Source organism: Mitsuokella jalaludinii DSM 13811, assembly GCF_000702905.1.
Classification (GTDB): domain Bacteria; phylum Bacillota; class Negativicutes; order Selenomonadales; family Selenomonadaceae; genus Mitsuokella; species Mitsuokella jalaludinii.
Genome location: NZ_JNKR01000029.1, coordinates 1 through 14,888, shown reverse-complemented (window position 1 = coordinate 14,888; position 14,888 = coordinate 1). Strand labels below are relative to the sequence as shown.

The window sequence follows — 14,888 nt, the reverse complement described above, 5'->3', positions numbered from 1 at the left end:
AAGGTTGAGGAAAGCGTTGGCGAAACTTTGACTTACATGGATTTTCCTACTGAGCATTGGAGTCGGATCCGCACGAATAACTTGACGGAACGAGTAAATCGCGAGATACGCCGCCGTACAAGGGCCATTGGTGCATTTCCTGATGGCAACAGTGCGCTGATGCTCGTCTGTGCCAGACTTCGCCATGTTGCCGCCTCAGAATGGGGCTCAAAACGCTATATGGACATGGAGCATCTATTCAAGATGGAAATTGAGCAGCCAGCTGACGAGGAAAATCCATACATCTGATGCCGATATTTACTGGCGGATGAAATGAATTTGCGAAAGAATCTTGACACTACCTTGTATGAAACGAATAAAAGCAATGGAGCTAGAGCAAAAAGGAAAGCGCTTCTTCTTTTTTGTAGCAGATCCTCGAGATATTATCGCAGAAGTGAAAATTGCAAACAAAGATAAAGTTCAAGAATTTCAACGTCCTTGGACAGAAAAACGCGTAAAAGATATTTCTAAATATGTTGCCGGTAAAGAACCTCTAAAAAAAGGAACATCAAAACCAGCAAGAGGATTTTTACCTACTGTTCCAATCTTAAATTTAAAAGCAGATGGTCATATAAAAATAGAAAGAAAAGACGGGGAATATTATCTATTATTTCCTGAAAATGATAATGAAAAAAAGGAATGTTTAGGTGATATAGAAATATTAGATGGGCAGCATAGATTAATATCATTTACGCAAAAATATCGTAATATTGATTTCAAAGATTCAGAACGTTATGATATGGGATTTATCGCTTTTCAAAAACTTACCAGAGAGGAGAAAGGTGAACTTTTTATTGTCACGAATGAACGAGTTGAAAAAGTTGATAGAAATGTATTGCAGAACATGATGGAATGGCTGGGAGTATTATCAGATGATGATAGAAAAATATATAACCTTATAAAGAAATTGAATAAAGAAGATATCTCTCCCTTAAAAGGTCGTATAATAATAGAAGGGGGAAAATTAGTAAATGGTCTAAAATTACTTCAAGTGCAACGTGTATTAGAAAAATCAAAAGTATACGATATGTTAAAAGATTTTGATGTGGAAAAGCAAGTAAAAGTCATATCAAATTATTTACGTGCATGGGAAGATGTTTTCGATATAAAATTTAACAATCGTCGAAAGCCAAAGACTTTAGAAAAAATTCTTGGCCTTCAATACGTACTTTGTATTTATCCTTGTATTTACAATATTTTAAATAATCGAAAGGAAACACTAAACGAAGACAATGTAAAGAATATCGTTAATAATATAAAAATAAATATTTTGGATAAATTGGGTAGTGATAATAACGCAAAAAAAGCCTTTTTCGGTAGCGATTCTGGAGTTACTGGATTTGCAAAAAAAACTAGTGATGAAATAAGTAAATATTATAAAGAGATGGATGGAAACACATTTGATCCTCTTGCAGATATATAAAAATGAATAGACTAGAAAATCTTTTTAATAGAAACAGAATAAAAGAGAGTAAGGTTAAAGATGTTTTTTATAGAGAAATCATGAACGAGATATTTGTCTTATGTTTTAACGCCATAAAAGACGATAACATAAAATATAATCTAAGAGATTCTCTGAGAAAATCACAAAATCAATATGCAGAAAATATTATCTATAAAAACTTCATCAATCAAATTACATCTCTAAATTTAAATGATGAAGATTATTCTTATATAATTACACTACTGAAAGCATCGTTCAATCGATTAGATCAACGTATATCGCTCCCTGATGCAGAAAAAGAAAAAATACTTATCAATCAAAATAATAAATGTGCTTTTTGTGGGAAAAAAATTTCAAGTCTACACGATGATTGCCATATAGACCATGTCATTCCATTTAGCTATACTGGAGATGAACTTAATGACAATTATCAAGTATTATGCAGTTCCTGTAACGAGAAAAAAGGTAATAAAGTTTCCTTCTTAACACAATTAATTGCCAAAGGAAACATACACTCATTAAAATAAAAACACGTTATAAAATTTACAGCAGTTTACAGATTCTGAGACATAATAAAATCACGTATCCCCTCCTGGTATATAATAGATTCACCACACCCCCAACACAAGAGGTGCTACGTGGTGTCTCAATTATACACCAGCCAGCCGGATAGTTAACAGACTCTTAGCGATTTTTTCATCCTTGTTTCTATCTGCGACGAGGCCAACATTACTATAGCAAGCAAAAGCGCTATGAAAGTTGGTATCTTATGACAGGTGCCACGCGTACCTATCTGATTTTCACATTTGATATCCGCCAAAAGATAATCCGATATTCGATTGCTTTAGTAGATTAAGGCTCACTGGGTTTTATCGTATCGATAACGACAGGACCGAAAGCGAGGATGCCCGACTGAGTCAAACACACATGGTCCCTAGCAAAAATTCGACGGGTGAATATCCTTTACCATGATGAAGGATATTCACCCGTCGAATTTTTTCAGAACGCTCCAATCGGATAGGCGTTTTCGTTGATCCACTCGGTGCCTGACATCAGATTTACAAAATCTGCCCAATCAATCAACTCTGTTGTATTTTCAGAGATCATCTTCCAGTAGCCATCGTAAGTGGCAAACGGCCTAGCTTTTTCCTCTTCATCATGATCATTGTCACCAGCATCATCTTCTTCATCGTCCTCATAAAGGTGTGGCGTGACTGCAGTATAGTATAGTCCCAAGGCGATATCTGCCATCCACATTTTGGCGTCAAAAAGAAGTTACAATATACCTCTTATGTGATACTTACAGTTTTTTTCATAGAACCTGTTTGTTCTTTATAATCCGCAATCATATGATAAAAAGTACCTCGTTTTAAGCCGCACTCTTTCATGAAATATCTTGCCGTTATTTCTTTTTTCTCCCATTTATGAAATAGCTCTTCCCATCGATTCGGATAATTGATGCGCTTTTTACGTATGACAGGTTGAAATGGAAGAACCTTCTTTTTTTGATAGGATGACAATAAATAGTCTTTTAACAATCGAAGATGTTCTTGATTACGTTCTGGATGTTCTAACATTGTTGTATACGTAAAAAAGATACATGAAATAGACTGGTCTAAAAACCAGTCTATTTCATGTATCTGAGCGATTAATTCGAGCGATAAATCATGAATGTCATCCATTAATACTATTGTTTTTTGGTCAGAAATATCCTCCTTCATCTGCTGATAAGCTAACGAATCTCTTGTTTGATCTGTATAAAGCGTATAATCCTTTACAGATGGAAAATACTGCTTGATCTTATCCTGGAAATAAGATATTGATTCATTATTTTTTCGATATACCACTAAACTTGTAATATTAATCACCTCGAAAAATAGAGGATATACGGCTAAAGAAATTCTTTTGTTTTTGAAAATCTATACCAGTCACTTCTTTTGTCTTAGAGTATCGCAATTGCAGGATATTGCCAATCATACGTGGTTCTAATGCTACAGGCAATTCATTTTGAAGCATATCAAGGAACTTATTGACCTGTTTTGATTCAACCGTCGAAAAATCAATACGGAGTGAATCCGTTTCTTTTTTTACATGGAAACAATCGCTATACTCATCGAATAATGCATCTAGTATATAAATTGCCTTTTGAGATTTCGTCATCTCTCCCATGAAATCCTGCCAAGTAAAGGATTTTATGGATGGATATAGTTCCATATCTGCATCAGTTATGACTTTTTGCAGAATTTTTGCTCCTACTTTGAAGATGTCAGGAAACCATCCATCCATTTTCTTGACATCCGATACCATATAATCCGAGAATACATCAATTTCATCAAACATACGGTGTAAAAATGCACGGTACAGGGCATTTCCCATCCTTTTCTGCAACTGTGCAAAACTTGAATCACGTTTAACACTTTCATCTTCTGCTAACTGATTTGGAATCGTAAAGATCAAGGTTCGCTTGATGACACTTGGATCTAGTACTTGACCATCATTCGTTGTAATCAAGAACGTCCCGTGATTGATGTTGCGGCCTCGAATTAACGCATCATCTGATTTCACGATATCTTTCAAATATCTGAATCTTGAATTCGTCACATCATCAATCAGGACAGGACAACCTTTAATACTCACCTTATATGCGTCCAACTTTGCCGGAGATATAACATTTGTTGGCAAAGTATGCAGGCTTTTTCCAAACATCAAGTGTTGGCCAGTCCGTATAATAGAGGATTTTCCTCCACTCTTAGGGCCACGCACAATCATGTACATGGGAAAATATTTTCCTACAGAATTTTCTGGTGCGTATGGACTATAATCATAACGCAATTTTGCCATAAATGGTGACAAAAACATATATAATAATATCTTGGTATACGTTTCCTGTAATTGTTTGATATCTCCAGTGAATCCCTCTGTCCCATCTAGATATTGATATAAACAACGAATATCACGTTGGACATCCTCTTTAGACGAATCTAGATTCCATGTTCTCCCCGAAAAAGAAGCACTGTGTTCCTTATAGTCTAATAAAAATTCTGGATTTTCTATCACACGCACTTTTTTCTCATGCTCCGATTTTTTCATATATGCCTGCATCCAATCAACGGCCTTTGCGGTAAAGTGTATCACACCATTGGCGTCTGGCTTTACATATGCATGATTGACACGCGCAGCCCACTCCTTCCCTTCTTGCGTAATAGAAAAGGTGTATTCCACCTCCTCTCGTGATGGTACTTTTTCGATAATGACGGGTTTACGAGCTTGGACGACCTTCTGTATAATAGGCAGGTCTTGTAAGTTGGATCCGTCTGCCTGCAATGGTTTCGCCTTAACGCTGATTTTTGATGATGATTCATCCCGCAACGCTTCATAAAGTTGCATATAATGCTCAAAGAATCGTGAGTTGTCTTCAAAAAGATATGTCTCTAGCTGCGTACCATTCCACGCTTGCTGAGAGAAGTTTGCCGAACCAAGTATGATTCTATTTCTACCATCATTCGAGCTCAAAAGATATATCTTTGCGTGAACCCCTCCATCTTCTAAATAAAATTGAAAGCTTCCATCTTTGATACGCTGCTGCAAATAAGCATTTTGGCAAATGGTTTTTAAATCAAATTCCTGTTCAGCCAATAATTCTTGTACGGCTTGTCTTACCTGGCTCGGACTACCAATCACAACATCGCCACGTTGAAACAGGCCCATGACGCTCTCGACCTGTTTAATGCCAAGAGAGTAGGTGACAGCATGTAGCTCATCAAAGCCATGAAAAAGTTCCTGCCACGTTGTCTGCACTTCTTCCATCATCTGAATCTTATACGCTACAATGTCAGATGTCCCATAATTACCACCTGGAACGACAAAAAACAAACTGTCTTGTTGCGTGTTATTCTTCTCTTCCATGCAAATTCCTCCATCTCTTGTTTATTTTATATCTTTACTATAGTGTCCAATTATAAAAATGTCAATTGGATATTCTAAATTCCCTGCAACGCCTCAACTTCCTGGAAGAAATGCCGGTTGAAGCCATCTCGGAACCTTCTAACTAGTAACGACATGCAATAAAAAAGGGCTGAACTCATAAGTCATACTTATACGTTCAAAGCCTTTCATAAGGTATATTCACTCAATCTTTCAGAATCCAATCAGCAAATTCTTCCTTGCACCGAATCCTTTACTGAGGCAAAGGAAATTCACCGGGTGAATTTTTCTTGAATTGACGGATTATTTTTTCTAGGTTGCGTTTAAGAATTGGCTATGCTATCATGGAAGGAGCAAAGACAACGACGTGATATAAGAAAAGAGCTCTTCAGCACTGCAATGCTGAAGAGCTCCCTATATCACAGCTCACATCATGACTGCAATCGCGATGTGACTCTCTTATCGGAAGAAGCATTTCCGATAAAATAACTGTGGATGTCTTCTATCATTGTAGCAAAGATAGAACTAGAAAACAAGAGCTCTGTGAAAGAAGATATCATGAGATTCTGGCCCCGGTGCATCTGCACGAGCGAAGGGGCCAGGTTCCCCTACCATGGCGCAGTCTATCGAGGCGCTAGGATTGGTGGGGCTCCTACAGGATTTTATCGATACGAAATCAAGGTCTGTCCGATAAGGGCAGGCCTTTTTGTATGGCACGAATGAGAATCCAGATAGGAGTGAGACAATGAAAAGAGTCGGCTGCAATCCGTGGCAGGATGCGAAGCGGAAGACGGAATATCTGCAGGCGCGGTATGCGTCTGTCTCGCCGTGCCGTTTTTACGACGAGATTCTCGGCCACATCGAAGACGAGCCGAATTTCCAGCTCTGTGCCATGCACGCGCAGGCCAAGAAGGGGCAACGCATGCGCCGCTATGATGATGTGATGGACATGCTGCTGGATGCAGGTGCTCGCCGGGATGCCTACGTCTACCCGGCGGCCTACTACCACTCGTATGCGCTGGAGGCTCTGATGCAGTCGACTTCCTGTCTCTACATCGACCTGGATCACGTCGCGGCGAAGCAGCTGCGCCGCCTCTGTGATGCGGATTTCTTCGGCCATCGCCCGACGTATCTCGTCAATTCGGGCAACGGCGTGCACCTCGTCTACGTGCTGCAGGAGCCGGTCCAGACATACGACTGGGCCAAGAAACTGCTGAAGCGCATCCACCACGGACTCTTGAAGGTGTTCCGCCGGCATCGCTTTGACGCGGATCTCACGACGGGCATCTCGCATGCGTACCGCATCGTCGGCAGCCTGACGAAGCTCGGGCAGGTTTGCCGCGCCTACTGCGTCGGGACGCACATGACGATTGCAGCACTCGCGCAGTCCGTCGGCGTGACCTGGACACGCCCACAGAAGGCGGTTCATCCTGTTACAAAGGCAGGTCGTCGGGCCGCTACTCCCCATGCGAAGCGGGGCTTCTATGCCTATCTCGTCGAAAAGATTGCCGAGCGGACACAGGAGGGCCACCGCTACACCGCGCTCTTCGCGCTCACCTATGTCGGCTACAAGTGCGGCATGGCGCTTGAGGCCATCTCTGAGGATGTCATGCATCTCGCCGCTGTGCTCGGTCTCCCCCAGCGCGAAGCAAAACATGCGCTCGAGGTCTGTGATCCCGAGAAGGCGAGGACGGTCCGCGCTGCAACGCTTGAAAACTGGCTGGGCTGGTCATTTGACCGCAAGACGAAGCGCAATGGCCGCACGCGCGAAGAACACCTGGCCAAGATCGCAGCAGACCGCACGGAGGCGAGCCGCAGGCGCGTCTGGGCCTGTCTCAGGGAAGCGCCACTGGCGACCATCTCGGAGCTCGCGCGCAAGCTCTCCATCACGCGCAGGACGGCGGCCAAATATTTCCACGAGTGGATGGACAGACTGCTGGATCGCGTTCCAGCGCAGATGGCTGCCAGTGAACCTGTGGCCTCTGCGCGCACGGCCAAGGCTGCCAAGACGTCAGATGCGGGGATTGCTGCCCCTGCGTCATTCATTGCATATATACCTGCCCCTTGGGGCGAGCTTGGCTCCGTTTGCGCAGGCCGGACCGAGGATAACCGTGTAGGCGCTCGGGGCAGCTCTCCAGATTCTATAACTTCTACATTCTTGTTGCTATGTAGATGGCTTTATGCTAAACTATATCCAGAAACTTCTACAAGTACAAGTCACTACGGAAAGGATGAAGAAGCTTGGCAGACCTGATCAATCGCAAGGTCATCAACACGACCTTGTCAAAGGACAATGCGGAGAAGCTGCGCACGCTGTCGAAGCGCAAGGGCATTCCGCAGACGCGTGTCCTGGACCGCGCCGTCGATACGCTCTATCAGAAGGAAGAGGCTTCCATGGAGGGAGCGGCAAAGCACAAGGGCATTGCCATCTGCATCGCCAACAACAAGGGGGGCGTGGGCAAGACGACCTCGACGGCGGCATTTGCTGACCTCCTGTCGAAGCGCGGCAAGCACGTGCTCGTCATCGATGCGGACCCGCAGGGCAATCTCTCGGGACGCTTTGGCTACAGTGCAGACAGCCCGGAGCAGGCCATCCCGAATTACCTCGGCTCGCTGATTGAGGACCGCTTCCGCGGCACGGAGCATCAGCCGCTCGGCTACTTCATCAATCACCTGGACGAGTTCCCGCGCATCGACATCATCTACTCCGACATCCGCCTCGATGGAGTCTACACGCTGCTGACGACGGACAGCATCGCGAGTGCGACGATGTTCCGCAAGCTGCTCGCGGAGATCCGCTCGCTCGACAAGTACGACTACATCCTCATCGATGCACGCCCGGCCGTCAACAATGAGGTGTCCTCCATCTTCATCGGCAGTGACTACGTGATCATCCCGGTTGAAGCCAGCTGGGACTCGATCGTCGGCGCCAACACGATTTACCAGTTCATGGCCAAGAGCCGTGAGCTCAACCCGGCGCTCAAGTTGCTCGGCGTCTTCTTCACGAAGGTCCAGGACCGCACGACGTCCTTCCACACGCTGCTGCCGATGGTCAAGGGCAACTGGGACAAGGACCTCTTCCAGACGAAGATCCCGCGCAACCAGGATGTCGTCAATGCGGAGAATGAGGGCTATCCGGTCACGTACCGCAAGCCGGCCTGCAAGGCGTCGAAGGCTTATGTGAAACTTTTAGATGAAATGGTGGAGCGAATTGACAATGATGAGAAACAGAACGATTAACTTTGCCAAGTCCGATGCGCGCCCTGAAGATATCAAGGGGACGATCGGCGTCAGCGACCGATTCGCGGACCCGAAGCTCAAGAAGGCAATCGCCGAGCAGATGCGTGCCCCGCAAGCGCCAGCAGCCCCGCCGGGGGCAGATGGCTCGCCAGCGCGTGCAGAGGACACAGAAGGAACGCTGCGCACAAAGCGTGATGTGGAGGATGTCCTGACGGAAATCGCTGGCACCGCAGGCCGTTTCATGCGGATCCCGCGCACGAAGCTCATGCCAACGCCAGCGGCATGGAACCCCTTCTCCCAGGTCTCGCAGGAGAAAAAAGTCCTGATGGCGGACAGCATCTGCCGCACGGGCCTGCAGCAGCCAATCGTCGTCCGCAGCATCGACGAGGCCGGCAACATGTACCAGATTCTCGCAGGCAACACGCGCAACGAGATCTACGGCGTCCTCTACGAGCTCACAGGCGACGAGAAGTACGCGTCCATCGAGGCAAAGGTCTATGGCTACGGGGAGCTGACGGATGACCAGGCCCGCGAGATTGCATCGGATACGAACTACGTGCAGCGCGCCGAGCTCTCGTCGCGCGACAAGGCATATGCCATCCACACCAAAGTGGAGATGCTCAAGAAGAACAAGGTCGCAGCCGTCCTGGACCGCGTGGCCGAGCAGATGAACATCCAGCGCAGTTCCGTGTTCTACTGGAACAAGGTGTTCAGCCTGATCCCTGAGTTCTATGCCTACTTCGATGAGGGACGGATCCGCCTGAAGACGGCCAGCCGCATCGCAAGCTGGCCGCCGGCCATCCAGAAGGCGCTCTGGGAGCGCCGCGACTTCCTGACGGATGACCTGATCCTCAAGATCCCCGCCAAGACCCCGTATGACCAGATCATCCCACGCTTTGAAGAGCTGCTGGACATCTCGACCGCTCCGAAAAAGGAGCTGGGACACATCCAATCCGTAGATGTCCAAGACCGTACCTACACCATCCAGGCCGAAGTCGACCGGCCAGACGACAGCGAAGTCGTTGTCCTCTGCGTGCCAAAGGGCAAGATGAAAGCCCTGCAGCGCGCATACGGCGATTTCCTCATAAAATAAAATTCACCGGGTGAATATCCTTCATTTCGTTAAAGGAAATTCACCCGGTGAATTTTTTATAAGACAGGATATATGCTGGAAGGAGACGTTATCCAGCACCTGAAATGCCCTCTGAGACCAGGCACAGCCTGGCTTCGCAGGCATCGAAAAAATTGTCGGCGACCTGCGTCCCCTGAACCTGCCGTTGGCGATCATATCCTTTCAAATATCGTCCATGCTTTGCCAGATGAAGGACTCCAATTCGTTCTGGCTACTCCGTGTGAACAGGGTCTTGCACCACTCTGCATCGTTCAATTTCTGGAGCAGCAGCGCCAAGAAATCCAGATGATCATGCTGATTCTGTGGAGCTAAACAGATGATGCAGCGGATTTCCTTGCCACTCTGCATCGTGATGGGATTCTGGAATAAGGTGAGTGCAGCAGAGCTAGCGAGGACGCCGTCTTTTGTCTTGGCATGTGCGAGCAAGACGCCTTTGCCGAGGACCATGTAATCGCCGTAGCGGGACAGCAGCGCGATAATGCGGTCAATGTAGCTCTGGACAATGAAGTGGCTATGCAGGAGTGGCTCGCATGCGTACTGGATGGCTTCTTGCCAGGCTGGTTTTGTCTTTAGCGAGGGGGTAGGAAACTCGCCGCTGCAGTAGTTCACGTATTTCAGCAGAGATGTCGATTGACTCTGTTTACTGCTGACTTTCATTCGATGGCTTTTCCTGTAAAAGTAGTCGTTGAGTCCTTTCAGCAGGCCGTTCATGTCTTCAATCTTTGCATAGTCGGATATGATATCGATGATTTCACGCACGTTCTCGCGGAGCTCCGTATCGACGGGAAAGTTCAACTCGATCAGTCGATTGTGGAGCTCCTCCCATTCCTGCGCCGTCGGCAATGGCGATATCGACAACACTGGGCAAGTGATGTCTTGAAAGTACTGTCGTGATGTTGTCGTGATCACGAGGCTGACGTCATCAAGTGGAAACTGCAGACATTCCGCCGTGCTGAGCGGTCCGGTGAAATGGACTTGTGGATAGTGATTGCGGAGTTGCAATAGTAAGAACTGTGACGTACCGATGCCACTGGAACAGACGACCAGAATCTGGCGCTGTTCTTTTGCTTCTGTCTGCGAAACCACTGCACCGCCAAAATAGGTAGCAATCAGTGCAATCTCGTCATCCGAGAAATCTGCATGCCAGAGGTACTCCTGTGATTTGACTGCTGCTTTGGTCAGATAGAACAGGCTTTGATAGTCTTGTTTGATTTTTGACAGCATCGGATTTTGGTAGCGGATTCCGTTCTGCAACCGATGATATGCAGAGATGAGATGGACCGTCAATCGGTCCACCAGGCCCTTTCGATCCTGCGTGATGTCCAACCCGGACAGAGAAGCAAAGCGATGGACCAGATGCTCGGCAAAGATATGCAGGCTATCATAGAGCGCATCTTTCTGAGAAACGGAGATCACTGCCTGCTGGCGCATAATACGGCATAGATAGAGGCACTCACTCCTGTCACTTACGTTGTGGCGTGCGAGAAATTCTTTGGCCCAGTCACGAATCCGGATTTCTTCTTCGGACCATTCGATCTGCGCAAAGGATACTCTGTCTCCGTTGATGAGCCGTTGATCATACCAGGTGAGGAAGTACATCATGAAATGGTGTGCATCGTCGGTCAGGCGGCTGCCCACGAGATCCTCATAGGATTGCAGCAGAGCCGGAATATCGGGTGAATAGCTCAAAGTATAGTATCGTTCAAGTAAGTGCAAAATGGCGGCGAAGTTTTCGATAACCCATCGCCTTTTTGCCAGTTCACTCCCTTCCATGATGCGTCCGCGCGGTGTGACGCGGACTTGGAAGGGAGCTTTTTGATTGTAGGATTCCAGATGACGTATCTCCTGCAGGACGGTGTTCCGCGCGACTTGGAAAATGTCCATGAAGTCCTGGAGCGAGATTCCCGGCTCGGTGATCAGCATGTAGTCCAACAGTCTGTTCCGGTCTTCTAAATGAAGGTCTTTCAATGGGATGCGCATCTTACGCGGACGCGTCAGGACATTGTAGACGATGGGCTCTTGCTCATAGCTGCACAAAGCATGCTTTCCCTGCTCTTCCAGATAATATCCCTGTCCCTTCTTATTCTGGATGATGGGCAACCCCTGCTCGGAAAGGGCGCGATTGACCTTCTTGATCAAATAGAGGATGCTGCGCCTGGACAGCTGCATTGCCTCCTGAAGACCTTCAATGGATATGGCGTGATTATTTTGCTGTAGCAGTGTCAACAGCTTATCGCCGTTCTTGAATGAACAAAAGGATAACATGACGTGACCTCCTGTGTATTGATAGTATCAGGATAGTTCAGTTATTGCACTTTTGTCAAATCTTTATTGCACTTGTTTGGATTGGTAATTATGTCTAAAATAGGCATTGTAATAAGGAACAAGCCTCAGTGAAAGGAGGGACTGCATGATGGAAGTATTCAATGAACAATATGTTCAGTACATCGATCAGGAGCATGTATCTTGGAAGAGCATGATTCAGATGGCTGGTCAGCCGCTCTTGAACGATGGCTTGATTGCACAGGAGTACATCGATGAAATCATCACAACGTGCGAGGAAAAAGGGCCGTACATGAACATCGGGCCGAACATCGTGCTAGCGCATGCAAGGCCGTTGCCTTCCACCAAGAAAGCTGTTATGGCGCTGCTGCTCAGCAAGCAGCCGGCAGCGTTGCTAGATGACCAGGCTCACAAAGCGCGCCTCTGGATTTTCTTGGCAACGCCAGATGATCGAAGCCACATCGAGCTGATCCAGAAGCTAGCGACCTTGCTGATGGATGCCGATCATGTGCAACGCATTTTAGCAGCAACCTCGCAAGAAGAACTGCTCGCCAGTGTTCTTGCTAAATAAAGAAATCATCTATTCTATATCATTTACGTTTTAGGAGGAATCACTATGAAATTCTTATGCATTTGTCAGTCCGGTCTCGGCAGCAGCTTTATGGTCCAGATGAACATCCAGAATCTGCTCAATTCTGAAGGCGTGGCAGAGGAAATCGCAGTCGAACACGCGGATGTCGGCAGTACAACAGCCGACATGGCCGATTACTTCTTCGTCGAAAAGACGCTTGGAGATGCCGTATCCGGTTTGCCGCAAGATCGCGTTGTCCTGCTCAACAGCTTGATTGATCAGAATGAGATCAAGGATGCCGTCAACAAGATTCTCGATGACAATAATATTGCACATAACTAAGCACATAGCTAAGGGGACTCAATCGAAAGGGGGATTTCGATTATGATACAGAATCTTTTCGTCAGTATCGTCCAGACACCAGCTTTGCTCGTCGGTTTGCTGGCTGTCCTGGGACTTATCTTACAGCATAAGAAAACCACCCAGGTCATTCAGGGAGGCATCAAGACCTTTGCAGGATTCTTGATTTTGACGGGTGGTGCTGGCATCCTTGTCAATTCACTGGATCCATTTGCAAAGATGTTCCAGTTCTCACTCGGTGTACAGGGCGTTGTACCGAGCAATGAAGCAGTTGTTGCCATTGCCCTGGTTGACTATGGCTCTGTGACAGCGATGATCATGTTTGTCGGCATGCTGGTCAACATCGCATTGGCGCGCTTCACGAAGTTCAAGTACATCTTCCTGACTGGCCAAGCCATGCTTTATGTTTCATGCCTGACAGCTGTCATTCTCGTTTCCGCCGGATTCGGCAATGGTCTTTTCACGATCCTGCTCGGCGGCCTGTTCGAAGGCACGCTGCTCACCGTCACACCGGCTCTTTGCCAGCCGTTCATGCGTGTGATCACCGGTGGCGATACCGTTGCTATGGGCCATACGGGCAACATCGGCTATGCATTGGCTGGCTGGTGCGGCAAGTGGTTCGGCAATAAAGAGCACAGCACAGAAGATATCAATGTTCCGAAAAGCATGTCATTCCTGCGTGATTCAACGGTCTCCATCACGATTGTCATGGCAATCGTCTACATAATCCTCGCTCTGATGACGGGCCAGCAGTTCGTAGAGGAAAACCTTAGCAAAGGAACGAACTACATCATCTATGCAATCGTGCAGGCCGGTACCTTCGCTGCAGGTTTCGCCGTTGTTCTGCAGGGTGTCCGCATGATCTTGGCAGAAATCGTCCCGGCCTTCCAGGGCATCGCCATGAAACTCGTGCCGAACTCCAAGCCTGCTTTGGATGTACCGATCATTTTCCCGTACGCACCGAATGCCGTTCTGCTCGGCTTCTTTGTCAGCTTCATCGTAGGCACACTCTCGATGTTTGGCATGGTTGCCCTTGGTACGGTCGTCATCATTCCAGGTGTTGTCGGTCACTTCTTCTGCGGCGCTGCCGCTGCCATCTACGGCAATGCAAAAGGCGGACGTCGCGGTGCAATCATCGGCGCTGCTGTCAACAGCCTGCTCATCAGCTGGCTCCCGCTGTTCATCCTGCCGGTCCTCGGCAACCTGAGCCTCGCAAGCTCGACCTTCGCGGATACCGATTACCTCATCCCGGGCATCATCCTCGGCAATATCGGCGCACTTGGCGAAACGGCCCTGCTCGTCGGCATCATCGGCTTCACAATCCTTGTCTGCCTGGCAAGTAAGCTCATGAAAGAACCGGAGAAAGCTTAATCATATCGAATAAAACATCAGCCTTGATTCATGAGATTAAGGCTGATGTTTTCGGTAGAGCAGATAGTAAAAATTCGACGGGTGAATTTCCTTTACTGTAATGAAGGAAATTCACCCGTCGAATTTTTTGCTGTTTTATGCAACTATCCTTATCAAAATGTGCCGTAAAACCCCGTCCCTTCAGGGCTGGGGATATAAGGCGCGTCCGCCGAATTTACGGGCGAATTGTCAAGCTAAGTGCAACACCTTTGAGAAATAGACCTCATATGGTGTTTTGTAGCCAAGGCACTTCCTAGGGCGCAGGTTCAACTCATGGTACTTCCGTTGGATGTAATCCTCTGGCGTATCCGTGATGTCCTTGCCTTTCGGGAAGAACTCCCGCAGAAGCCCATTGGTATTCTCGTTGGTCCCGCGCTCCCATGGATGGTGCGGAGCAGGAAAGTAGAACGTCACACGCTTCAGTTCCTTGCTGAGTTGAGCATGTTTCGAGAATTCCTTTCCGCGATCTGGCGTGACCGAAAGAT

General features: G+C 47.0%; 14 protein-coding genes. 9 read left to right on the top strand and 5 right to left on the bottom strand.

Going from position 1 to position 14,888, the window contains the following annotated elements; all coding sequences use genetic code 11:
- The 3 genes from T518_RS10115 to T518_RS11665 form a co-directional block, all read left to right on the top strand.
- The coding region (locus T518_RS10115; RefSeq protein ID WP_036378606.1) for a transposase at positions 1–288 on the top strand (288 nt) is incomplete at its 5' end.
- Between the two features lie 58 nt (positions 289–346).
- The gene (locus T518_RS12030; protein WP_162177241.1) at positions 347–1,462 is read left to right on the top strand and encodes a ParB N-terminal domain-containing protein; all 1,116 of its coding nucleotides are present in this window, start codon (positions 347–349) and stop codon (positions 1,460–1,462) included.
- Positions 1,463–1,542: 80 nt separating this feature from the next.
- Positions 1,543–2,010 (top strand): HNH endonuclease, encoded by a 468-nt coding sequence (locus T518_RS11665; RefSeq protein WP_162177239.1) that lies wholly within the window; start codon positions 1,543–1,545, stop codon positions 2,008–2,010.
- Between the two features lie 472 nt (positions 2,011–2,482).
- On the opposite strand, the gene T518_RS10100 is transcribed toward T518_RS11665, so the two are convergent.
- Genes T518_RS10100 through T518_RS10090 form a run of 3 tightly spaced genes read right to left on the bottom strand, consistent with a single transcriptional unit; the run spans position 2,483 to position 5,389 of the window.
- On the bottom strand, positions 2,483–2,734 hold the full coding sequence (locus T518_RS10100) for a hypothetical protein (RefSeq protein ID WP_155948153.1): 252 nt from the start codon (positions 2,732–2,734) through the stop codon (positions 2,483–2,485).
- A gap of 38 nt (positions 2,735–2,772) precedes the next feature.
- Positions 2,773–3,351 carry a hypothetical protein gene (locus tag T518_RS10095; protein ID WP_162177238.1) on the bottom strand — a complete coding sequence of 193 codons (579 nt, stop codon included), beginning with the start codon at positions 3,349–3,351 and terminating at the stop codon, positions 2,773–2,775.
- Positions 3,344–5,389: a phospholipase D family protein gene (locus T518_RS10090; RefSeq protein ID WP_036378601.1), complete on the bottom strand. Its 2,046-nt coding sequence runs from the start codon at positions 5,387–5,389 to the stop codon at positions 3,344–3,346. The genes T518_RS10095 and T518_RS10090 overlap by 8 nt, the downstream gene beginning before the upstream one ends.
- 763 nt (positions 5,390–6,152) lie before the next feature.
- Between T518_RS10090 and T518_RS10085 the strand changes: the two genes are divergently transcribed.
- Genes T518_RS10085 through T518_RS11465 form a run of 3 tightly spaced genes read left to right on the top strand, consistent with a single transcriptional unit; the run spans position 6,153 to position 9,740 of the window.
- Positions 6,153–7,661 (top strand): hypothetical protein, encoded by a 1,509-nt coding sequence (locus T518_RS10085; RefSeq protein WP_036378600.1) that lies wholly within the window; start codon positions 6,153–6,155, stop codon positions 7,659–7,661.
- On the top strand, positions 7,649–8,647 hold the full coding sequence (locus T518_RS10080) for an AAA family ATPase (RefSeq protein WP_036378598.1): 999 nt from the start codon (positions 7,649–7,651) through the stop codon (positions 8,645–8,647). The genes T518_RS10085 and T518_RS10080 overlap by 13 nt, the downstream gene beginning before the upstream one ends.
- The gene (locus tag T518_RS11465) at positions 8,625–9,740 is read left to right on the top strand and encodes a ParB/RepB/Spo0J family partition protein (RefSeq protein WP_051652303.1); all 1,116 of its coding nucleotides are present in this window, start codon (positions 8,625–8,627) and stop codon (positions 9,738–9,740) included. The genes T518_RS10080 and T518_RS11465 overlap by 23 nt, the downstream gene beginning before the upstream one ends.
- Before the next feature lie 201 nt (positions 9,741–9,941).
- On the opposite strand, the gene T518_RS10070 is transcribed toward T518_RS11465, so the two are convergent.
- Positions 9,942–12,044, bottom strand: a complete 2,103-nt coding sequence (locus T518_RS10070) for a BglG family transcription antiterminator (RefSeq protein ID WP_036378597.1) — start codon at positions 12,042–12,044, stop codon at positions 9,942–9,944.
- A gap of 145 nt (positions 12,045–12,189) precedes the next feature.
- Between T518_RS10070 and T518_RS10065 the strand changes: the two genes are divergently transcribed.
- The 3 genes from T518_RS10065 to ulaA are packed head-to-tail and all read left to right on the top strand — an operon-like array spanning position 12,190 to position 14,364.
- Positions 12,190–12,633 carry a PTS sugar transporter subunit IIA gene (locus T518_RS10065; protein ID WP_051652302.1) on the top strand — a complete coding sequence of 148 codons (444 nt, stop codon included), beginning with the start codon at positions 12,190–12,192 and terminating at the stop codon, positions 12,631–12,633.
- A 45-nt stretch (positions 12,634–12,678) separates the two neighbouring features.
- Positions 12,679–12,975 carry a PTS sugar transporter subunit IIB gene (locus tag T518_RS10060; RefSeq protein ID WP_036378596.1) on the top strand — a complete coding sequence of 99 codons (297 nt, stop codon included), beginning with the start codon at positions 12,679–12,681 and terminating at the stop codon, positions 12,973–12,975.
- A 42-nt stretch (positions 12,976–13,017) separates the two neighbouring features.
- Positions 13,018–14,364: a PTS ascorbate transporter subunit IIC gene (gene ulaA / locus T518_RS10055; RefSeq protein ID WP_036378595.1), complete on the top strand. Its 1,347-nt coding sequence runs from the start codon at positions 13,018–13,020 to the stop codon at positions 14,362–14,364.
- Positions 14,365–14,592: 228 nt separating this feature from the next.
- Here the strand turns inward: ulaA and T518_RS10050 are convergent.
- Positions 14,593–14,888, bottom strand: a 296-nt coding sequence (locus T518_RS10050; RefSeq protein WP_036378594.1) for an IS30 family transposase, incomplete at its 5' end; no start/stop codon positions are given.